This is a genomic window from Puia sp., from assembly GCF_036500295.1.
Taxonomy (GTDB): Bacteria; Bacteroidota; Bacteroidia; order Chitinophagales; family Chitinophagaceae; genus Puia.
Map to the genome: position 1 here is coordinate 23,012 of NZ_DASYCH010000116.1, position 21,065 is coordinate 44,076.

Below are 21,065 nucleotides of genomic sequence, written 5' to 3' on the forward strand. Positions count from 1 at the left end.
ATTATTGCCATGTCTGTATTCATCTTTATAGACCACTCCGAGGGTCATGTTAAAAAAGCCTCGCTCGAAGCCCTTAGCTACGGCGCCGCAGTGGCCGCGCAACTCAACACCACCGCCGAAGGCATCCTCCTCGGCACCCTTTCCAGCGACCCCGCCGAACTGGGGAAATACGGGATCAAAAAGATCCACCACGCCGCCCAGGAAAGCCTCAACGCGCTCGACGCACAGGTCTATGCAAAGATCATCGCCGATCTCGCCGGCGCCGCCGAGGGAGTACTTGTATTCTCGCATAATGCTACGGGTAAAGCCGTAGCCCCGCGGGTAGCCGCCCGGCTCAAGGCCGGCCTCGTCACGGGCGCCATCGCCCTGCCCAATACCAGCGGCGGATTTGTCGTCAAAAAGACGGTTTTTTCCGGGAAGGCCTTCGCCAACGTCTCCCTGAATACCCCTATAAAAGTCATTGCCCTCAACCCCAACGCCTATGCCGTAAAGGAAGGCGAAGGCAAGGCGGAGGTCGCTTCGCTGAATGCATCGGCCCCCACGTCGAGGGTCAAACGGGTCTCGGTTACCGCTGCCAGCGGCCATGTTCCCCTGACCGAGGCCGAACTGGTGGTCAGCGGCGGCCGGGGACTGAAAGGGCCCGAGAACTGGGGTATGGTCGAAGAACTCGCGTCCCTGCTGGGCGCCGCCACGGCCTGCAGCCGGCCTGTCGCAGATGCCCACTGGCGGCCGCATAATGAGCACGTCGGCCAGACCGGCATCGCCATTGCACCCAACCTCTATATCGCTATCGGCATCTCCGGCGCCATCCAGCACCTGGCCGGGGTGAACCGAAGCAAGGTCATCGTTGTTATCAACAAAGACCCCGAAGCACCTTTCTTCAAAGCCGCCGACTATGGGATTGTCGGTGATGCATTTGAGGTGGTGCCCAGGATGATAGCGGCGGTCAAAAAACTCAAAGGAAAATAGTAAAAACCCCGCCTCGCAAGGGGCACCCGGCAACAAAAAGTTGCCGGACATTACGAAAAAAGCCTCGCCTAATTTTTCGCTTCAAGGCGGGGCTTTTTTTTTAGAAAAAAGGGCTACTTTCGCGTATTATTCATATGAAGAAGATCGAACTGGAAATCGTGGCTTTGTCACATAGCATTACGCAAACACATTCCTATGCAGTCGTGCTCGGGGAAGTAAATGGTCTGCGCCGTCTTCCGATAGTCATCGGGGGGTTTGAGGCTCAGGCAATTGCCGTAGCGCTGGAAAAGATGCACCCCAGCCGTCCCCTGACCCATGACCTGATGAAGAATTTTATGAGCGCCTTCACCATCGACCTGCAGGAGATCATCATCTGCGATCTGCAAGAAGGCATCTTCTATTCGAAACTGGTCTGCGTCAGCGAACACGACACCGTGGAGATCGACTCCCGCACCAGCGACGCCCTGGCACTCGCCGTCCGCTTCGGCTGCCCCATCTTCACGTATGAACACATCCTCGACAGCGCCGGCATCCTGATGGAAGACAGCTCTTCCAAAAAGAAGAAATCAGGCCCCACCGGTACCGTGTCCACCACCACCACCACGGATAGCAGCGGCACCCGCGAAGATCTGAAAGTACTCTCCATGGATGACCTCACCACCCTGCTGAATGAGGTCCTGGAACAGGAAGATTATATTCGCGCCATCGCCATCCGCGACGAGATCAACAGCCGGCGAAAAACGCGGTAAATGGTCTCCTTCCCAAACTGCAAGATCAATCTGGGACTACGCATCCTGCGTAAACGCGCAGACGGCTATCACGACCTTTCAACGGTCTTCCACCCCCTCCCTCTCAAAGACGTTCTCGAGATCATTCACTCCCCCAGCCCCGCTTTTACGGCCTATGGCCTCCCCATCCCCGGCACCGGCAATCTCTGCGAAAAAGCCTACAAGCTGCTAAAAGCCGACTTCCCTACCCTCCCCGACATTCAGATCCATCTCTACAAGAATATCCCGATCGGCGCCGGCCTCGGCGGCGGTTCTGCCGACGGCGCCTTTACCCTGCTGGCGCTGAACAAGCAGTTCCATCTCGGTCTCGATACCCCGCGTCTCATCGACTATGCCGCCCGGCTCGGCAGCGACTGCCCCTTCTTCATCCTCAACACCCCCTGTATCGGCGGCGGCCGTGGTGAAAAGCTCGAACCCATTCCCCTCGACCTCAGCGCCTATCGCTTTGTCCTGGTCATCCCCGATCTCCATATCAGCACCGCACAGGCCTTCGCCCGCTGTATACCCCGGGAAGGTGAAAAACCGCTTGCAGACATCATCCGCCAACCCATCGACACCTGGCGCGACCAGCTCGTCAACGACTTCGAAGAACCCGTCTTCCAACTCCACCCTCCCCTCCATGAAATAAAGGAGATCCTCTACACCCACGGCGCCGTCTATGCTTCGCTCACCGGCAGCGGCTCCGCCTTCTATGGCCTGTTCCCAAAAGCCCACACCCCCGAAACCTTGCCGCTTTCCTGGAATTATCGTATCTTGCGGTGATGCAATTCTTAAGTCAAAATCTCGACTTACTCGATCACCACCGCTGACGATATGGTCCCCATAATCGACTGATCCCCATCTTTTCATCACCTCTATCTCTTATTTTATGCAAGCGACGACCACCCTTTCGGCCCGGTCTCTCCATTATTTGGAACTGGAAGAACGTTATGGCGCCCACAACTATCACCCCATCCCCGTCGTGCTCGACAGGGGGCAGGGCGTTTTTGTCTGGGACGTGGATGGCCGCCGGTATTACGACTGTCTCAGCGGTTATTCCGCGGTGAACCAGGGGCATTGTCATCCCCGCATCGTTGCCGCCCTCCAGCAGCAGGCCGCCCGGCTTACCCTCACCTCCCGCGCGTTTCACAGCGATCTCCTCGGCGAATACACGCGGTTTGTCACGAACTATTTTGGGTACGACAAAGTGCTCCCCATGAACACCGGCGTGGAGGCCGTGGAGACGGCGCTGAAGCTCTGCCGCCGCTGGGCCTACGAGGTGAAGGGCGTCCCGGAGAACAAGGCCGTCATCCTCGTCTGTTCGGGCAACTTCCACGGCCGCACGACGACCGTCATCTCTTTCAGCACGGACCCCGAGTCCAACCGGGACTTCGGTCCTTATACCCCCGGATTCACCATCATCCCCTATAATGATACCGCGGCCCTGGCCAGGGCGCTGAAGGACCCCAATGTCGCGGGCTTTCTGGTTGAGCCGATACAGGGCGAAGCCGGCGTCATCGTCCCCGACGAAGGCTATTTGCGTCAGGCCAAAGAACTATGCGCCGCGGCCGGCGTGCTGTTCCTCGCCGACGAGATCCAGACCGGTCTCGGTCGTACGGGCCGGCTGCTGGCCTGCGATCATGAGTCGGTCCGGCCCGATATCCTGATCCTGGGCAAGGCGCTTAGCGGCGGCATGCTTCCGGTATCCGCCGTTCTCGCCGACGACCCCATCATGCTCACCATCCGCCCCGGCGAACACGGCTCCACGTATGGCGGCAACCCGCTGGCCTGTAAGGTGGCGATCGTCGCCCTGGAGGTCCTGGAGGAAGAGGGTCTCGCGGCAAACGCCGGCGTTCTCGGTGAACTGTTCCGCAAGGAGGTCACCGCCCTTCGCTCGCCCTATATCGCCGCGGTGCGCGGCAAGGGACTGCTGAATGCCATCGTCATCAACCACCCGCATGCCGACGCGGCCTGGGAGCTCTGTCTCGCGTTAAAAGAGAATGGATTGCTGGCCAAGCCCACACATGGCGACAAGATCCGGCTCGCGCCGCCGCTGGTGATCACCCGCGAACAGCTGCTGGAATGCGTCGACATCGTGAAGACGAGTATGGCGGTGCTTGAAAATCACTGATCCCCGGGCTTCCGCGAAATTGCTATCTTTATCCCATGCATCAGATCGACACGCCCATCCCATCCGGTCATATCGAACAACATATGCGCAGCAGCGCGATCCTCACGGATATCGTCATCGGCATGTCGGACGGTCTCACCGTTCCCTTCGCCCTCGCGGCGGGGCTCAGCGGCGCCGTCGGCAACAACCACCTCAGCCTCATCTGGATCGCGGGGATCGCCGAGATCGCCGCGGGTTCCATCGCCATGGGTCTTGGCGGGTATCTCGCCGGGAAGACGGAGATCGACCATTACAATTCCGAACTGAAAAGAGAATATGACGAGGTCGAACGACTGCCCGAACGCGAAAAGGAAGAGGTCCGCGAGTTCTTCTCGGGTCTCGGCCTCAGCCGCGACGTCCAGGAGCAGGCCGTGGAAGAGATGACCCGGGACCGGGACAAATGGGTGGACTTTATGATGAAATACGAACTCGGCCTCGACAAACCTGATCCCCAACGGGCCCGCAAAAGCGCTTTTAACATCGGCTTCTCTTATATCGTCGGCGGGCTTATCCCGCTAAGCCCCTATTTCTTCGTCCGCGACGGCATCACCGGCCTGCGTATCTCGGCGGCCATCACGCTCTGCTGCCTGTTTATCTTTGGCTATTTCAAAAGCAAGTTCACCGACGTCAACCCCATCGCGGGTGCGCTGCGCGTCATGATCATCGGCGCATTGGCGGCAGGATGCGCTTTCGCGGTTGCCCGGCTTATTCAGAGCTGACCGCTTGCTATTCGCCGGCCGATTCCTTTTTCACTGACCGATTCATTATTCGCCTACCTCTTCCTTATTCGCTGACCTCTTCCTTTACCGGGAGGTTGGGCAGGAGGCTCGCCACCAGTACGAGCAGGGTTCCGACCAGGATCAGGTAGATGCCGATCCGGCGATCGGGACAGGTGCCCCGATAGCACGCGGTATACAAAATATAGGATTTTATCCCCCAGGCAAAACTCACCGCCGAAACGAAGATATTGGCGCGTTTGGCCCAGAGCCTGGGAATGAGGAAAAAGACGATCTCCACTACACCGAAGGCCACGAATAGCTCCCCCGGCCGTCCATACCGGTTCAGCTCCGAGAAGAATCCCGTAAACTCCTTTTGCAGATCGGGGAAGTAGGCCCAGGGCATAAAACAGGCCGCCACTACCAGCAGCACCGCTGCGATCCCGAACCATTGCGAATTTTTCATGATGCGAATATCGCCAATCTAGCCAATATCGCTTATCTTATGAGACCAAAACTAACCCGTCAAATGCCAAAAATCCCCGCCGGTAAAATAATTCACCGGCTGGCCCGACCAGGGCCCCTCCGATTTACGACGGGCTTAGTCCGGGCGCTTTATCCGCTTGTAGAGAAAAAGCTGCCACTTCTCTTCGGCGACCCCTGCCTGATCCATCTCTGCGCGGGACAAGGTGAAGAAGAGATCGGACAGACGGTTGATATAGGCCGGGATATAATCTTCCACTGTATCCTCTTTCATCAGCGTCACGAGCAGCCGTTCGCCGCGGCGCATCTGGGTCCGCACGACATGACAGAGGGCCGAGACCTCGTTGCCACCGGGCAGCAGAAAATAGTCCGAAGCCGTCTTCATCGCCCCTTCCAGCTCATCGATCCACTGCTCGCAAAAGGCCGCGCCCTCCGTCGGCCGGGGATTGCTGTTCTCTTTCTTGCAATCCGAGGGCCGCGCCAGATGCGACATCATATCCATCATGTCCTTCTGGATGCGGTGCAGGTTGGCTTGCCAGGGGTGGTCGGCGCCCAGCTTCACGCGCAGGAGGCCGATGGTGGAGTTGACTTCGTCCAGCGTTCCATAGCAATTCACCCGGGTATCGTCTTTGTATACTCGCTTTCCGCCAAAGAGGCCGGTCATGCCCTGGTCGCCTTTTTTTGTGTATATTTTCATAAAAAGTAAATTATTTCCGCTACCACCACGAATAAAGTCACCGCATGATTGACATATTTCACGCGCCCAAACTCAACATGCGTTATAACCCTTTCACACTCGCCGATATACGGCTTCTCCACCAGCGCGCCCTTGTATCTGTTCGGTCCGCCGAAGCGGCAATCGAGGATGCCCGCCAGCGCCGCCTCCGGCCATCCCGAGTTGGGACTCGCATGCGCCCGCCCGTAACGAAAGGCAAACCGCAGCGCGTGACCGCTAAACGTCATTAACGCCATCAACAACGCCGTCACGCGCGCCGGGATAAAATTCGCGACATCATCCAGCCGCGCCGCCGTCCGCCCAAAGAACCTGTAGGGCTCACGCTTATAGCCGATCATCGAATCCAGCGTATTGATCATTTTATACGTCAGCATCGCCGGCGCCCCGCCCACGAGAAAGAACAACAATGGCGCCACCACCCCATCGCTAAGGTTCTCCGACATCGACTCCAGCACGGCGATCCGTACCTGCTGCGCCGACAGTTCCCCGGTATCCCGGCCCACGATCCACGCGAGCCGGCGCCGCCCCGCCTCCAATCCCTCGTTCTTCAACACATCGAATACGGCCTGCCCTTCCTGCAACAGGCTCCGGTTCGCCAGGCAAAAGAAGACGATGATGCCACTCAGCAAATAATATAGCCAGCCGCCTTTCGCTGCCGAAAGCAGCCACGCCGCCGAAAAATACACCGGCACGCACAACCCCAACGTCAGCAGCAATCCTTTCCAAAATCTCCACCGACCCCGATTCAGCAGCCGCTCCCCCGCAGCGATCAACCACCCAAACCACCGCACCGGATGCGGCCACCCCCGAGGATCGCCCAGCAGCAGATCTGCCACATACCCCGCCGCCAGCGGAATGATCATATCCCAGCGCGGCTGCATTCCCGTAAAGCTTCGGTGAGTAATTCATTTTGCTCCGGCGCCTGACAGGCCAAGCGAAAATGCTGTGGCCCGAGCCCCTTGAAATTGACCGCGTCGCGGATCAGCAATCCATATCGCGTAACAAGATGGGCTTTTAATTTTGCCGCCGAAAACGCGGAAGGCGTTTCCATCAAAAAATAATGGGTATCGGTGGCCCATACCCGCCAGCCCGTCACTTCGGCCAGCTCCCGCCGCCACCGCGCCGTCGCCGCCAGCAGCGACTCTACCGGAACGGCAAATTCTTCGCGATGCCGGAAGATATATAATCCCGCCTCGATGGCCAGCCGATTCACCGACCAGGGCATCTTGCAAGCCGCAACCCGCGCCACCAGTTCCGGCGGACCGGTCACGAAGCCGACCCGCAACCCCGGTATCCGGCAGCTCTTGGTCAGCGATCGCAACACCAGCACATTCGGCCGGCCGGCGGCTATAAGGCTATCCGCTGCCAACGAAAATTCGATATACGACTCATCAACGGCAAACACCGTCCCGGGCCACGCATCTACGACACCCAACAACTCCTCCGCCCCCAGCGCCTGCCCCGTCGGGTTATTCGGATTGCAGATAAACACCAGCCCTCCCGGCCTGGCCACCGGCGACTCCACCCGCAAGGCACTTCGCAATTCCAGTCCCGAAGCAATTCGCAGCTCCTCCCACCCAGCTTGCCGCACCTCTATGCCCTGCAATGCACACGCATCTCCATACTCCGCAAACGTCGGCCCGACAATCGTCGCCCGCCGCTCGCGAAATGCCTGCGCGATCAGATAGATCGCCTCCGTCGCTCCATTCGTCACCAGCGCGGAATCTACGCTTACGCCATAAGCAGCGGCGGCCGCCGTCTGCAAAGACAACGCCCCGGCCTCGGGATAATGCGTCACCGCATCGATCACGCCACGCAGCTGTTCCCGTAAACCGGCATCCAGTCCGCCATATACAACGTTCGAACTGAAGTCAGCCCGAATCGTCGCACCATATTTCCAGCCATCATCGCCATGTCCGTCGATCATAGTTGTCGCAAATTCGAATAAATAAATTCCAGGTCGAGATTCGCCCGGATATGCTCCGCCAGCCGGTCGTACTGCCGCTCTTTGAACGCGCGGTAATCCGGGATATCCACGCCAAGCAGCTGTTTGACGACGGCCTGGTTGTCAAGAATGCCGTGGATATACGTTCCCCAGCAATGGGCAGATAAGCGGTAGCCATCCGGCGCTTCGCCGGCTTGAACCGGAAAATTCACCGGCCGCGCACCCGTCAATCCCGCTGCACCCGTCGGTCCCGAAGCACCCTGGGCGTCGCCGCCTTCCGTCACGGTCTGCCCCATATGGATCTCATAGCCCTCACAGAGAGGCCCATCCGTTTCCCCAAAACGGAACCGCCGCCGCACCGTCGTCTTCTCGCGCGACAACACCGTGTGCACCGGCAGCAGCCCAAGACCGCTCACCGTTTGTGCCTCCCCCTCTACCCCATACGGATCGGCGATCGTCAATCCCATCAGCTGATAGCCGCCGCAAATGCCGATCACGGTGACACCTGCCGCGGCCGCGGCAATTACCGCCTTGTCCGCTCCCAGCTCACGCATCACCAGCAGATCGCCGATAGTGTTTTTCGTACCTGGTAACACGATGACAGCGGCGTGCGCGAGCTCTTCGGGGTCATCCGTATAATAAACATGCAAACCGCTTGCCCGTTCCAAAGAGGCAAAATCGGTGAAGTTGGAAAGATGCGGGAGCCGCAGGATCGCGACGTTCACCGAGCCGGGTTTGTGCGCCGCATGCTTGTGCCGCAACACCACCGAATCTTCTTCTTCGATATGGATGTCGCGATAATACGGCAACACCCCCACGATGGGAACGCCGGTCAGCGCTTCCAGCTGTCGCCGGCCGTCTACAAACAACCGGGCGTCGCCGCGGAATTTGTTGATGATCACCCCGCGCACCAGCGCCTTCTCTTCCGGCGGTAACAATTCCAGCGTTCCATACACACTGGCAAACACCCCGCCCCGGTCGATATCGGCGATCAGATAGACATCGGCCCCGGCATGGAGCGCCATCCGCATATTGGTGATATCCCGCGGTCTTAGGTTGAGCTCCGAGATGCTCCCCGCCCCTTCCAGCACGATGGGATTGAACCGCCGGGAAAGCCGGTCATAGGCCCCCTTCACTTCCGCCCACAACGCCTCCCTGTCCCGGCCCATAAAATATTCATAGGCCGACTGGTTTCCCGCCGGCCTGCCGTGGAGCACCAGCTGCGCATGGCTGTCACCGGTAGGCTTTAGCAGCACCGGGTTCATCTCGCTGTGACAGGGGATACCCGCGGCCTCGGCCTGGACCGCCTGGGCCCGCCCGATCTCCAACCCCTCGGGCGTCACATAACTGTTTAGGGACATATTCTGCGCCTTGAATGGCGCAGGCCGCCAGCCGTCCTGCACCAGGATGCGACAGAAGCCGGCCGTAAGGACACTCTTACCGACGTCGGAAGCAGTACCGACAAACATCAGGGGCCGGAGAGGAGATCGCATAGGTTATTATTAAGTGCGCAAAAAGGTCTGACCGCTGCCCGCGGTTGTTTTTATTGCCGGCGGATACTGTTCTACCCATACCGGTGAGCCCGTCATCGCCTCGAGTCTCGCGTGGATCGAAGCGGCCCGCTCGGGCGGTGTCAGCAGCCCCGCGATGGTCCCGGAATGCGCTACCATCAGACCCGACGTCGTCTCCCGTGCCAGCCGGACATATTCCTCGAATCGCGGCAGCGTCACTACCGTCTGGTTGTATTCGGCGCTGGCCGTAATGCAATCAAAAAGGGCATCATGGTCCCGCGCTTCCGCCGCTGCCAGAAATTTGCCCAGCAGCCAGTCGAAGTACTTGCCCAGCCCCGGTGTCCAGTCCCGCTGCACACTCTGGGTATCGATCCCGCCATCGGGATCGGCATCAAAATAAAGGAGAGACATGGGGGGAAGGGTAATCGGCTGACCGATGACGCCGGATCGCTGGTAAAAAAGAACGATCTCGGCCGAGAGACAGGGATCTGTGGGTTCCACGCGTGAGGCGATGGTATACAATTCCTCTGCCGGCAGCCCCGCATCCAGAAATGCATTGACCGCGGCAAGAACGCTAAGGATATCGGTGCTGCTCGAAGAAAGCCCTTTGCCCGGCGGGATATTGCCACGCAGGCAGACCCGGTTGCCCTGCAAGCCCACGCCCGCCCGGTCTAACATAAGTGTCAGCGCCCGGCGGGCCTTCGGCGGCAACGCCGCTGCCGCTTCCCCGATATCTTCTTCCACCCACGCTTCCGAATACCACAGCGCGGAAGAGAACCCGCTTACCATAAATGCCCGGCCATCGGACAAAGATCCCTGGATCAGCTCCCCGATCCGGGAGTATATTTTGACGGAGTTATTCATTGACAGACCGTAAAAATAGTTGTTTTACAGTAATGCCTATCTTTCCGTCATGGAAACCTCCATTTCTCAATTCCTGATCGCCGCGCCGCACAGCGGCGCGGGAAAAACCACCCTCACCCTGGGCCTCCTACGCGCCCTGCAGGGCCGCGGACTGCGAACCCAGCCCTTCAAATGCGGCCCCGATTTCATCGACCCCATCCACCACAGCACCGCCGCGCGCCGCCAAAGCATCAACCTCGACGCCTATATGATGAGTCCGGATCATATAAAGGACCTCTATCAACGCTATACCGCCGACGCCGACGTCGCCATCACGGAGGGCGTCATGGGACTTTTCGACGGGGCCCAAAAAAGAGAAGGCAGCAGCGCCGATCTGGCCGTCCTGCTGCAACTTCCTGTGATACTCGTCCTCAACGCAAAAGCCATGGCTTATTCCGCCGCTGCCCTTCTCCATGGATTGAAAACCTTTGATCCCGCGTTGACCATCGCGGGGGTCATCTTCAATTTCGTCGATACCGCCACGCATTACCGGCTGCTGCAGGAGGCCTGCGAAGATGTCGGAGTAACGGCCCTCGGCCATCTGCCGAACGAAAAAGCGCTGCGTATCCCGTCCCGTCATTTGGGTCTCGACACCGCCGACGCCGGCGAAGCTATCGCCGCCGCCGCCCGCCATATCGAAAAACACCTCGACCTCGACGCGATCCTTGCGGCCACCCGGGCTCCGCGAATTGCATTCTCCCGGGCGCCGCGCCCCGCCACCGCACCCCAGCGCAGCAAAACCATCCTCGTCGCCCGCGACGCCGCCTTTCACTTCCTCTATCCCGAGAACCTCCGCCGTCTCGAAGCCTATGGCCGGATCCAATTTTTCAGCCCGCTAAGCGAGCCGCATCTCCCACCCGCCGATCTCCTCTATCTGCCCGGCGGCTATCCCGAACTCTACCTCGAACAACTCGCCGGCAACAAAACGCTACTGGCGGATATCCGATCGTTCGCCTCAAAAGGCCGGATCCTCGCCGAATGCGGTGGCATGATGGTCCTCGGCCACAGCATCACCGATGAAACCGGCAAGCCCTGGCCGATGGCCGGCATCCTCAATATCGCCACCACGATACAGGAGAAAAAGCTGGCCCTCGGGTATCGCACCCTCACCCTCGACGGCCAATCGCTCAAAGGCCACGAATTCCACTACTCGCAATTCGTCCAGACTCCCGCCGCCGCAAACGGCATCAACCTGGCTCCCGCCGGCGTGAAGGGCATCGTCCAACCACCCGCCGCCGCAAACGGCATCGTCCGCAACGCCCGCGGACAAGAAGTCGCCGCACCGGTCTTCCATGGGCCAAACCTCTTCGCAAGCTATATGCATTTCTATTGGGGGGAATCCGCCGGCCCGCTCGAAGCCTGGCTGGCGCGCTAGTTCAGATGGATATTCGCCACCGCCCTGTCCATCGCGCCATCCTTCAGATCGGGGATCGACGTCCCCTCGACACGGAACACGGTAATATCTTTCAGGCCGATGAATCCAAGGATCGTCCGCAGATAAGGCTCCATATAGTCCATCGGCTTCATCGGTCCTTCCGAATACACATAGCCCGAAGAGAACGCGATATACACCTTCTTCCCTTTCACAAGGCCCACCGCCCCGGTGTCCGTCACGCTAAACGTCTTCCCGCCGCGCACGATATGATCGATCCACGCCTTCAGCGAGGAATGAATATTGAAATTGTACATCGGCGCGCCGATGACCAGGATATCCGCGTCCTGGATGTCCCGGATCGCCTCGTCGGAATGCCGGACGGCCGCCCGGTCCTGCTCGGTATATTTATCCAACGGGGTATAAAACGAGGCCAGATGCGCTTCCTCCAAATGCGGCCAATGGATGTTGACCAGGTTCACGGTCTTTACCGTACTGCCGGGATGAGCCGCCAGCAACTTTGCGATGATCGCCTCGCCCAACTGGATGCTGTATGACGCCCCGCCCCGGGGGCTCGATACAATGTGTAAGATTTTTTTCATCCCGCAAAGCTATTTACCTTTGCTATCGAAAAGATAGCAGTATCCCAAAGGATACTAGTATCCTACAGGATATCTACTTCAAAATCAATTGTATGGAAATTCATACCGAAGGCGTCCACACGCAGGAGACCTGTTCAGCCGCGGCCGGCGCGATCCGCGACGCCCTTTATGTCATCGGCGGGAAATGGAAGCTGCCGATCCTGATGACCCTCGCCAGCGGACCGCAACGTTTTCGCGAATTGCAACGTGCATTGGAAGACATTACCCCGAAGGTCCTGTCTAAGGAACTGAAAGAACTGGAGCTGAATGAATTTGTGAGCCGTACCGTCCACCCGACAACGCCGGTGACGGTGGAGTACAGCCTTACGGGGTATAGCAGTTCGCTCCAGAAAGTGCTGATCGAACTCCGGGACTGGGGGTTTGCCCACCGGCAACGGCTGAAAGCGTCCTTAAAGGCCGCCAAGAGCCAACCGGCCCACGCAGAATAAATAATTTCACCACCGCCTGTCCTGATTTCTTCGGCCCGTTTGACGAGAGTACATTCTTCATCAAAAAACAATTTTTATGGATCAGTTTCTCATCATCGTAAAAGGCTGCTACCAAATGCCCCAATCTCCCGAAGAGTCCCAGAAAAGCCTGGCCCTGTTCAACGACTGGGTCCAGCACGTCCTCAACGGCGGGTTCGTCGCCGGCGCCCCGCTCGATGGCTCCGAAGGCCGGTTGCTGAAAAGCAAGACCGAGGTACTTACCGACGGTCCCTTCATGGAGTCCAAGGAAATGATCTCCGGCTATATCATCATCAACGCCGCCGATCTGGCCCAGGCCACCGAATTCACAAAGAAATGTCCGCTCCTCGATCTCTACCAGCTCGAAGTGCGCAAACTGAAACCCATGGTCTAATAGCGGCGCCATGGAAAAGAAGATCCATCAACTGGTCGACCATCTTTTTCGCCACGAAGCGGGAAGGATGGTTGCCATTCTCACCCGGCTCTTCGGCCTTCACAATCTCGAACTCGCCGAAGACGTCATGCAGGACACCCTCCACCAGGCGATGAAAGACTGGGCACTCGGCCGGATCCCCGAAAACCCGGCCGCCTGGCTGATGACCGTCGCCAAACGAAAAGCCATCAACACCGTGCGCCGCGAAAAATTCTACCGCAATTTCGCCGGCGACATGGACGCCCTGCTGAAGTCCGAGTACACGGCCGCCTACACGATGGATCAGGTCTTTCTCGACGCGGAGATCACCGACAGCCAGCTGCGCATGATCTTCACCTGCTGTCATCCCGATCTTCCCGCCGAGGCCCAGGTCGCCCTGACCCTGAAGACCCTCTGCGGCTTCAGCATCGCCGAGATCGCCGCCGCGTTGCTCACCACCGAGTCCAATATCCACAAACGCCTCTACCGCGCCAAGGAAAAGATCCGTAACGACGGCATCGATTTCTCCGTGCCTGCCGGGAGTCAACTCCGGCCCCGGCTGGATGTCGTCCTGCTGGTGATCTATCTGCTGTTCAACGAGGGCTATAACTCCGCCGGCGACAATGCCGCCATCCGAAAGGACCTTTGTCTCGAGGCGCTGCGGCTCGCCATGCTGCTCACCCAACGGGCACCAACAAACGAATACCCGCCGCTCTATGCCCTTATCGCCCTGCTTTGCTTTCACTCTGCCCGGCTGGATGCCCGCACCGATGACAACGACGGACTCGTCATCCTCGAAGAACAGGATCGCAGCCGCTGGGATGCCGAACTCATCCGGCAGGGCATGCACTTCCTCTCCCGTTCGGCCGCCGGCGCCACCGCAACGGCCTATCATCTCGAAGCGGCCATCGCCGCGGAACACTGCATGGCTCCCGACTTCGCCTCCACCAACTGGCATCGCATCCACGAATACTACACCGCGCTGGAAAAGCTAAAGCCCTCCTCGGTGATCCAGCTCAACCTCGCCATCGCCACCGGCAAAAAGGATGGCCCGCAGGCAGCGATCGCGCTGCTGCACCAGCTCGAAACCCATAAAGCGTTGGAAAATTATTATCTCCTCTATGCCTCTCTCGGGGAATTCTATTTTCTGGCCGGACAGAAAGAAGCGTCCATCGACTTCTTCCTCCAGGCAAAGGCGCTGACCCGGTCGGCCGCTATCCGGGAGGTCATCGATCGGAAGATGTCCCGGTGAGGGTCCGGATGCCTGGCCGGAGCCTGTCCGGGTGCCCGCGCGGGTATGTCCCGTTAAACCCCAAAAATATTCCTGTTCAAAAACGCATTCCGAAACTTCCCGCCCGGATCGTAATGCCGCAGCAACTGCTGAAACTCGCGCATCCGCGGATATAGCTCCGCAAGCCGCGCATGCGGCATCATAAACAGCTTCCCCCAATGCGGCTTGGCATGAAAGGGCGCCAGCGCCTGTTCGATCTGCGGCAGCAGCTTGCGCACCGCCTCCCAATCCGGCTTCCAGGTGAAATGGATGGCCGTACTGTTCTGGTGCCCGCAGGGACTCATCCACAGATCATCTGCCGCGATACAGCGGACCTCGGTGATCAGCAGGTGCGGCGAGATCTGCTCGTGCAATTTCTCCACCGCCATCAGCGCGGCATAGCTATGGTCGCGGGGAACAAAGAACTCCGACTGCAGTTCGCGCCCGCTGCTCGGCGTAAAACCCATTTTAAAATGCGGTAACCGCTCGTGCCAGGGTCCCGGCACACCCATCTGCGGCGTACAGTTCTCCGCCGCGAGGTCCCGGATGGGATGCAGGTCGCGGGTGGCCGCCCGGGCGCCAAAGAACGCCGCCTTTGTGCCGAAAAGCTCCCCCTCGCCCACCCGGCTCTTGATCCAAACCTCGTTGATATTTCGGTTACGCCAGTCCGTGAACAGGCTCACACTGTAGCCGGCCGACATGATCTCGTCGAAATGATGCTCCAGCTGCGCCATCGGCAGGTTCTCGTAGACATATTGCCGAACCTGGTAGGTCGGCTGGATCGCCAGGGTCACCTTCGTCACCACGCCGATGCCGCCCAAATGCACCACCGCCCCTGCAAACTGGTCCGCATGCTGGTGCCGCGACAGCGTCACTGTTTCGCCGGCGGCTGTCAGCAGTTGCATCCCCGTCACGGCGCTGGACAAGTTGCCGTTGTGGACACCCGATCCATGCGTTGCCGTGGCCACCCCGCCGGCCACGGAGATATGCGGCAGCGAGGCAAGGTTGTGTAAAGCAAAGCCGTTGTCGTTCAGAAAAACGGCCAGCTCCCCATACCGGATCCCTGAATCAACCGTCACCGTATGGTTGACCTTGTCAAGCGCCAGCACCTTGTTGAGGTCGCCCAGCAACAGGAACTGATCTTTGGAGTCAGCGATATCATTGAAGCAATGCCGCGTTCCCAGTACTTTGAAGCGCGACTGACTCTTGATCCACCCCCGGGCCTCCTCGATGGAAGCCGCCTTGTGGAGGGCGTGTGTGTTATAAGTGAGATTTCCGGCCCAGTTGGTGATCTTGTCACCCTGCGCCCAGTCGATCAACGGAGATAATGCGGATCCGGCCATCATAACGGAAGACAGTTTTAAGAAGGTTCGCTTTTTCATACGACGCCCAATTAGGCAACCAAGTTAGCCAATTTTCCGCTTACTCTACCCGAAGGCTCTTCACCGGGTTCTTCCAGGAAGCCCGCACCGCCTGCCAGCCCGTGATGCCCATCGCCAGGGTCAGCGCAAACGCGCCCGGCAGGACGAACATCCACCAGGAAAGCCCCACGCGATATGCAAAATTCTGGAGCCAGCCATTCATCGCCCACCAGGCCAGCGGTGTGGCGATGACAATAGCGACGACCACCAACTTCACAAACTCCCCTGACAACAACCTGCCGATGCTCGCCGTCGTCGCCCCCAATATCTTCCGGATGCCGATCTCCCGTGTCCGCCGCTCCGCCGCAAATGCCGCGAGCCCAAAAAGTCCAAGCGATGAAATGAACACGGCGATTACCGCAAAGATCAGAATGAGCGCGGAGGCGATGGCGTCGCCCCGGTAGAGGTTGTTGAACTGTTGGTTCACAAACTCATATTCCAGCGGCAGCCCCGGCTCCGCCTGTTTCCAGATGGCCTTCACGGCCGCCACGGCGGCATCCGCACCCTGCGGCGCCGTGCGGATCAGGAAGAAATGTCCCCAGGACGGGTTGTTGAAAATGACGAGCGGTCCCGTCTTCTCATGAAGGCTCTTAAAATGAAAATCCTTTACCACGCCGACGACCTTTCCCGGGCTGCCGTGCAGCCGGAAATACGCGCCGATCACGGGCTGACGGATATTCAGTTCGCGCACCGCCGTTTCGTTGAGGATATAGTTTTGTTCGTCGGCCCTGTCGCCGCTGCGGAACCAGCGGCCCGCGGTCAGTTCCAGGTGGAGGGTCTTTTGCAGATCGGCATCGGCTGACAGCTGCGCCACCTTTTTGGTCACGCTGGTATCCCGCCCTTCCCAGTCGGCGCCGTTGTTGACGCTCCCGATATGCGCGATCGGCTGGCTCACCAGCGAAACCTGTTCGATCCCGCTATGGCTGAGCAGTTGCTGCTTCATCACCCGGAGATGGTTCTGCGCATCCTCCGGCGAGACATCGGGCTGGACATTCCGCGGTAACATCACCATCATCAGTTGTTCCCGGTCATAGCCGGGGCCGGTCTTCTGGATAAACCGCAGCTGCCGGTAGATGACCACCGTACTGGTCATTAACAGTATCGACACGCCAAACTGGACAACGACGAGGCCCTTGCGGAGGTAACTGTCCTTCACCTTCAACACCGTGATGCCGCGGAAGACATTCAGCGGCCGGAAAGAGGAGAGCAACAGGGCCGGGTAAACGCTGTTTAGCACAAAAGCGACGGCTAGCGTGCCGCCAAGCACCTTCCCCATCGCCGCGGATTCGAATGCGCCGCTGAGGTCCTTACCCGTCAGCCCGGCAAACCCCGGTAAGGCCACCCAAACCAGCAACATCGTCACCGCCAGCGAAAAACCGCTGATGAGAAACGACTCCGTCACGAATTGAAAGAAGAGCTGCCGGCGTTCGGCGCCCACGATCTTGCGGATGCTGACCTCCTTCGACCGCAGGCTCGCCTTTGCCGTGGTGAGATTTACATAGTTGATGCAGGCGACCGCCAGGATCACCAGGCCGAGCAGGCTGAAAAGCAGCACTACCGGGCGGTTCCCATGGTCAAAAATGGAGTCGGAATGACTATTGTCAAAATGAAGATCGGCCAGACTTTCGAGGCCGATGGAAAAGCTCGCGTCCTCGCTATGCGAATACCGGCGCAGCACAGCCGACAGCTGCCGTTCTGCCGCATCCGCACGCATCCCCGGCGCCAGCCATACAAAGGTGCGATAGTCGGAATTCCCCCAGTTCTCGCCGTTCTCCTGCCATTGGGGATTGGTCAGCAGACCCGCGATCGGCATATACGCCTCATATTGAAAGCTGGAGTTGGCGGGGGCATCCGGGACAATGCCCCTCACGGTATAGAACAGACTATCCACCCGGATCGTCTGCCCAACGGCTTCCGCGTTGCCAAAATATCGCTTCGCCGCCGAAGCCGTCAGCACGAGACTGTAGGGATCGTTTCCAAACGAACCCGCATTCCCGGCGATAAATGAATAGGAAAAAACGTCGAACCAGTTAGGATCGACATAGGCGCATTTCTTCTGATACTGTATTTCCTCCCCGATCCTGAAGACCGGCTGGTTATCCGTGATAAGCCGGGTCACCTTCTCCACTCCCGGGACTTCCTTCTTCACCGCATCCGCCAGCAACATCGGCGCCCCTTCCCATTCCGAGTTCTTGGTCGGCAGGCGCGTGATCATACTGTACGTCCGGTCGCTGCCGGGCTGATACCGGTCGAAACTCAGTTCGTTGTCCACCCACAAAAAGATCAGCACCGCGGCGGTCATCCCTACCGCCAGTCCGACGATGTTCAGGGCCGTCATCCCCTTATTGAACAGCAGGCTACGCCAGGCAGTTTTGAAGTAGTTGGTTATCATGATTCTCCCGCCACCAAAAAAGCGCCAATTTGCTGGTCTATTCGAAGTCAATGGGTTAAAGGCGATTCAGCCACTATCCCTGTCCGTTTTCGATACAACGCCTGTCCGAAAATTCCGCGAGGCCGCACCCGCATCTGCGGCGGTCTGGCCGCGGACCTAACCCTCGTTGTCCGCCGCATGGCCCCCGGCCCGGCCCGCAGCCTGGCCTTCGGCCTGACCCGCCATCTCGAGCTTCAGCGACTCCGAGTTGATGCAAAACCGCAGCCCGCTCGGCGGTGGCCCGTCCGGAAAGACATGCCCGAGATGGGCATCGCAAACGCTGCAATCCACCTCGACCCGTGTCATCCCAAAAGAGACGTCCTTATGATAACTGATCACATTGTCTTTGATCGGCTGCGTAAAGCTCGGCCAGCCCGTCTTCGAGTCGAACTTGATGGTGGAATCGAACAGCTCCGTGCCGCAAGATCCGCAGATATATTTACCCGGGTCATAACGGCTGCACAACTCGCCCGCAAAACGGGCCTCTGTCCCTTTTCTCCGCATGATGCGAAATTGCTCCGGCGTCAGCAACGCTTTCCACTCCGCATCTGTCTTTTCAACCCGCCGGTCCGGCGCCAGGTTGCCCTTCGTGGCAAAATTGAGTACATCATTCCAGTTAAGCATGATCTGTGTTTTTAAAGTCTCACAAAGGTACGCACCTCTTCCGAAAAATCCTTATTTTACAGGTACACCCCGCCCCATGCGCCCGCCCCTCCTTAAATATTATCGCCGCATAACCCTTCTACCCGCAGGGATCAGCCTGCTGGCCGTCCTCTTCGCCCTCGTATATGATCGCCTCTGGGGGCCGGGCTCGAAGTTCGAAGGCCAGGGACTTACCGATTATGCGGAAGATCTCCGGGTAATTCTCACGCCCATCATCAGCAGCCTCATCCTCGCCCTTCTCTCCGCAATGATCTTTTTCAACAGGTTCCCGGCGGTCAGGAACAGGCCCTTCCTCAGTGCCCTCACCTGGTTCCTTCTTCCGGCGGCATGGTTGTCCTTCTTCACCAGGTATTTCGCTTCCACCGGCTATGATGTTCTCATCACCGTCCTCTGTCTGATGCTTCCCTATGCAGTCTGCCTCATCCGAGCCTTCTATCGCTTCCGCCGGGCGCTGAAAGCCGCGGCGCAACCCTAGCGATTCAACGCCTGCCCGCCCAGGATATCAAACACCGTCTCCCCCGGCAGCACGCGGTATACCGGGAAGCCGATGGCATATTTCTCGCAGAGCAGGCGAATAGCCTTATCGATCTCTTCGGGCGAATACCGCGAAGAGAAATGCCCGAGTATCAGCTGGCCAAGATGCAGCGAACTCACCATCTCCATCACCTCCTCCAGCGTACTATGTTTGTTCCCATAGGCGCGCGGCTTGATGTCCTCGCCATTCCCCAGGAACGTCGCCTCATGGATCAGCACCCGCGTATGATCCCATTTCGCCCCATCCTCGACCGGGGTATCGTCCGAATAAGCCAGGAGGTTGTCACGCAACTCCATCGACAGATTTTCCCGGCCGATGCGCTCGCCGAGCTGCCGCAGCTCTTCCCCGGAAAGATGGGTATATTCGGATTTGAGCTTCTTCCTCGTCTGCACCACGAGATAGCCCAGGCTGCGGATGATATGCCGCTCCACCGGCACATGCCCGTTGCGGATCGGCAACACGAGCAGGTCCTTCGCGATGGCGATCTCATCCCCTTCCGTAACGGGTGTCCAGACCGTGCGTTCCACCTGCGGGTCGAACCGCCGCGAGAATTCCTGCAGCACGGGAAAAGAACCGGAATCCTTTGGATAGTGCATGACGGGAAACCCCGGCCGCGCATTCAACTGGTTCAGCTGCAGCAAGCCGGTGAGATGAAGGGCCGTCGAATAGCCCGTGATCGTCGGTTGCATCTGCAAAGATACAAGCCCGAATCCTTATCTTCACGGCACAAAATAACAACACCATGAAAAGAAAGAACTTTATCCAGCACTCGGTTTTGGCCGGCGCTTCCCTGCTGACCGCGGGCGCGGCATCCGCGAGTGTAGCATCTGCGGGTATGGCCGGTGCGCCGTTCCGCCTGAACTACGGCATCCACGACGGGATGTTCAAAAACAGCGCGGGCAACGATTTTATTGATCAGATCAAATTTGCCTACGATCAGGGGTTCCGCTCCATCGAAGACAATGGAATGATGAGACGCCCGCCCGAAGAACAACAGAAGATCGGCGACGCCCTGGCAAAGCTGGGGATGTCGATGGGCGTGTTCGTGCTGGATAAAGGCGGTAATGGGGCCAACTCGCTCGCGACGGGGAAACCGGAATTCCTGGAGATCTTTCTGAAAGGCTGCCGCCAGGCGATCGACGTCTCGAAGCGCTGCAATGGAAAACTCACGACCGTGGTGCCGGGCGATTTCGAGCGGCATCTGCCGATCGGTATCCAGACCGGCCATGTCATCGAAGCCCTCCGCAAAGGCGCCGGGATCCTCGAACCCCACGGCATCGTCATGGTGCTCGAACCGCTGAGCGATACACCCGATCTCTTCCTGCGCAACTCCGATCAGACCTATGCCATCTGCAAAGCGGTCAACAGTCCTGTCTGCAAGATCCTGTTCGATATGTACCACATGCAGCGCAACGAAGGCAATATCATCCACAATATCGATCTCACCTGGAACGAGATCGCCTATTTCCAGATCGGCAACGTCCCGGGCCGCAACGAACCCACTACCGGCGAGATGGATTATAAGGGCATCTTCAAACACCTCTATAACAAAGGATACAAGGGCATCCTCGGAATGGAACACGGCCTCTCACTGCCCGGTAAGGAGGGAGAGACCGCGTTGATAAAGGCCTATCGGGAAAGTGATAGCTTCGC

22 protein-coding genes are annotated in these 21,065 nt (G+C 58.7%); 11 read left to right on the forward strand and 11 right to left on the reverse strand.

The annotated features are described in order from the left end of the window. Nucleotides 1-9: 9 nt before the first annotated feature. The 5 genes from VGM48_RS21465 (at nt 10) to VGM48_RS21485 (ending at nt 4,625) form a co-directional block, all read left to right on the forward strand. Nucleotides 10-969, forward strand: a complete 960-nt coding sequence (locus tag VGM48_RS21465; protein WP_331582488.1) for an electron transfer flavoprotein subunit alpha/FixB family protein — start codon at nt 10-12, stop codon at nt 967-969. 134 nt (nt 970-1,103) lie between these two features. Beyond that, the gene (locus VGM48_RS21470; protein ID WP_331582489.1) at nt 1,104-1,718 is read left to right on the forward strand and encodes a bifunctional nuclease family protein; all 615 of its coding nucleotides are present in this window, start codon (nt 1,104-1,106) and stop codon (nt 1,716-1,718) included. Beyond that, nucleotides 1,719-2,519 (forward strand): 4-(cytidine 5'-diphospho)-2-C-methyl-D-erythritol kinase, encoded by an 801-nt coding sequence (ispE, locus tag VGM48_RS21475; RefSeq protein ID WP_331582490.1) that lies wholly within the window; start codon nt 1,719-1,721, stop codon nt 2,517-2,519. It begins immediately after the preceding gene. A gap of 106 nt (nt 2,520-2,625) precedes the next feature. Next, a complete protein-coding gene (gene rocD / locus VGM48_RS21480; protein ID WP_331582491.1) occupies nt 2,626-3,867 on the forward strand; it encodes an ornithine--oxo-acid transaminase in 1,242 nt (413 codons plus the stop codon). Between the two features lie 35 nt (nt 3,868-3,902). Continuing rightward, entirely contained in the window at nt 3,903-4,625 is a 723-nt protein-coding gene (locus VGM48_RS21485) for a VIT1/CCC1 transporter family protein (protein ID WP_331582492.1), read from the forward strand. Nucleotides 4,626-4,689: 64 nt separating this feature from the next. Here VGM48_RS21485 and VGM48_RS21490 read toward each other — a convergent pair whose 3' ends face one another. From VGM48_RS21490 to VGM48_RS21515, 6 genes are all read right to left on the reverse strand, one after another. After that, entirely contained in the window at nt 4,690-5,088 is a 399-nt protein-coding gene (locus VGM48_RS21490; protein WP_331582493.1) for a hypothetical protein, read from the reverse strand. 135 nt (nt 5,089-5,223) lie between these two features. Then, nucleotides 5,224-5,802 (reverse strand): cob(I)yrinic acid a,c-diamide adenosyltransferase, encoded by a 579-nt coding sequence (locus VGM48_RS21495; protein WP_331582494.1) that lies wholly within the window; start codon nt 5,800-5,802, stop codon nt 5,224-5,226. Further along, nucleotides 5,799-6,722: an adenosylcobinamide-phosphate synthase CbiB gene (gene cbiB, locus VGM48_RS21500; protein WP_331582496.1), complete on the reverse strand. Its 924-nt coding sequence runs from the start codon at nt 6,720-6,722 to the stop codon at nt 5,799-5,801. The genes VGM48_RS21495 and cbiB overlap by 4 nt, the downstream gene beginning before the upstream one ends. Continuing rightward, entirely contained in the window at nt 6,701-7,768 is a 1,068-nt protein-coding gene (locus VGM48_RS21505) for a pyridoxal phosphate-dependent aminotransferase (protein WP_331582498.1), read from the reverse strand. The genes cbiB and VGM48_RS21505 overlap by 22 nt, the downstream gene beginning before the upstream one ends. Next, entirely contained in the window at nt 7,765-9,279 is a 1,515-nt protein-coding gene (locus VGM48_RS21510; RefSeq protein ID WP_331582499.1) for a cobyric acid synthase, read from the reverse strand. Before VGM48_RS21510 ends, VGM48_RS21505 begins: the two co-directional genes overlap by 4 nt. Before the next feature lie 9 nt (nt 9,280-9,288). Next, on the reverse strand, nt 9,289-10,161 hold the full coding sequence (locus tag VGM48_RS21515) for a hypothetical protein (RefSeq protein ID WP_331582501.1): 873 nt from the start codon (nt 10,159-10,161) through the stop codon (nt 9,289-9,291). Between the two features lie 49 nt (nt 10,162-10,210). Here VGM48_RS21515 and VGM48_RS21520 point away from each other — a divergent pair, with 49 nt between their 5' ends. Then, on the forward strand, nt 10,211-11,575 hold the full coding sequence (locus VGM48_RS21520) for a cobyrinate a,c-diamide synthase (protein ID WP_331582502.1): 1,365 nt from the start codon (nt 10,211-10,213) through the stop codon (nt 11,573-11,575). Here the strand turns inward: VGM48_RS21520 and VGM48_RS21525 are convergent. Next, a complete protein-coding gene (locus tag VGM48_RS21525) occupies nt 11,572-12,174 on the reverse strand; it encodes an FMN-dependent NADH-azoreductase (protein ID WP_331582503.1) in 603 nt (200 codons plus the stop codon). The genes VGM48_RS21520 and VGM48_RS21525 overlap by 4 nt on opposite strands. A gap of 92 nt (nt 12,175-12,266) precedes the next feature. On the opposite strand from VGM48_RS21525, the gene VGM48_RS21530 reads away from it, so the two are divergent. The 3 genes from VGM48_RS21530 to VGM48_RS21540 all read left to right on the forward strand — a co-directional run bounded on the left by VGM48_RS21530 (nt 12,267) and on the right by VGM48_RS21540 (nt 14,344). Next, complete coding sequence (locus VGM48_RS21530; protein WP_331582504.1) at nt 12,267-12,662, forward strand: helix-turn-helix domain-containing protein; 396 nt, start codon at nt 12,267-12,269, stop codon at nt 12,660-12,662. A 76-nt stretch (nt 12,663-12,738) separates the two neighbouring features. Continuing rightward, nucleotides 12,739-13,074 (forward strand): YciI family protein, encoded by a 336-nt coding sequence (locus VGM48_RS21535; protein WP_331582505.1) that lies wholly within the window; start codon nt 12,739-12,741, stop codon nt 13,072-13,074. 10 nt (nt 13,075-13,084) lie between these two features. Beyond that, on the forward strand, nt 13,085-14,344 hold the full coding sequence (locus VGM48_RS21540; RefSeq protein ID WP_331582506.1) for an RNA polymerase sigma factor: 1,260 nt from the start codon (nt 13,085-13,087) through the stop codon (nt 14,342-14,344). A 53-nt stretch (nt 14,345-14,397) separates the two neighbouring features. On the opposite strand, the gene VGM48_RS21545 is transcribed toward VGM48_RS21540, so the two are convergent. The 3 genes from VGM48_RS21545 to msrB all read right to left on the reverse strand — a co-directional run bounded on the left by VGM48_RS21545 (nt 14,398) and on the right by msrB (nt 18,838). Further along, on the reverse strand, nt 14,398-15,744 hold the full coding sequence (locus tag VGM48_RS21545; protein WP_331582508.1) for a D-arabinono-1,4-lactone oxidase: 1,347 nt from the start codon (nt 15,742-15,744) through the stop codon (nt 14,398-14,400). A gap of 40 nt (nt 15,745-15,784) precedes the next feature. Further along, a complete protein-coding gene (locus tag VGM48_RS21550; protein ID WP_331582510.1) occupies nt 15,785-18,175 on the reverse strand; it encodes an ABC transporter permease in 2,391 nt (796 codons plus the stop codon). 156 nt (nt 18,176-18,331) lie between these two features. After that, nucleotides 18,332-18,838 carry a peptide-methionine (R)-S-oxide reductase MsrB gene (gene msrB, locus VGM48_RS21555; RefSeq protein ID WP_331582511.1) on the reverse strand — a complete coding sequence of 169 codons (507 nt, stop codon included), beginning with the start codon at nt 18,836-18,838 and terminating at the stop codon, nt 18,332-18,334. A gap of 76 nt (nt 18,839-18,914) precedes the next feature. On the opposite strand from msrB, the gene VGM48_RS21560 reads away from it, so the two are divergent. Continuing rightward, the gene (locus tag VGM48_RS21560) at nt 18,915-19,352 is read left to right on the forward strand and encodes a hypothetical protein (RefSeq protein WP_331582512.1); all 438 of its coding nucleotides are present in this window, start codon (nt 18,915-18,917) and stop codon (nt 19,350-19,352) included. Here VGM48_RS21560 and VGM48_RS21565 read toward each other — a convergent pair. After that, nucleotides 19,349-20,101, reverse strand: a complete 753-nt coding sequence (locus VGM48_RS21565) for an RNAse Z (protein ID WP_331582513.1) — start codon at nt 20,099-20,101, stop codon at nt 19,349-19,351. The two genes, VGM48_RS21560 and VGM48_RS21565, sit on opposite strands and share 4 nt — an antisense overlap. A 53-nt stretch (nt 20,102-20,154) precedes the next feature. Here VGM48_RS21565 and VGM48_RS21570 point away from each other — a divergent pair. Continuing rightward, nucleotides 20,155-21,065 (forward strand): hydroxypyruvate isomerase family protein (locus tag VGM48_RS21570; RefSeq protein ID WP_331582514.1); only part of this gene is annotated, 911 nt, incomplete at its 3' end.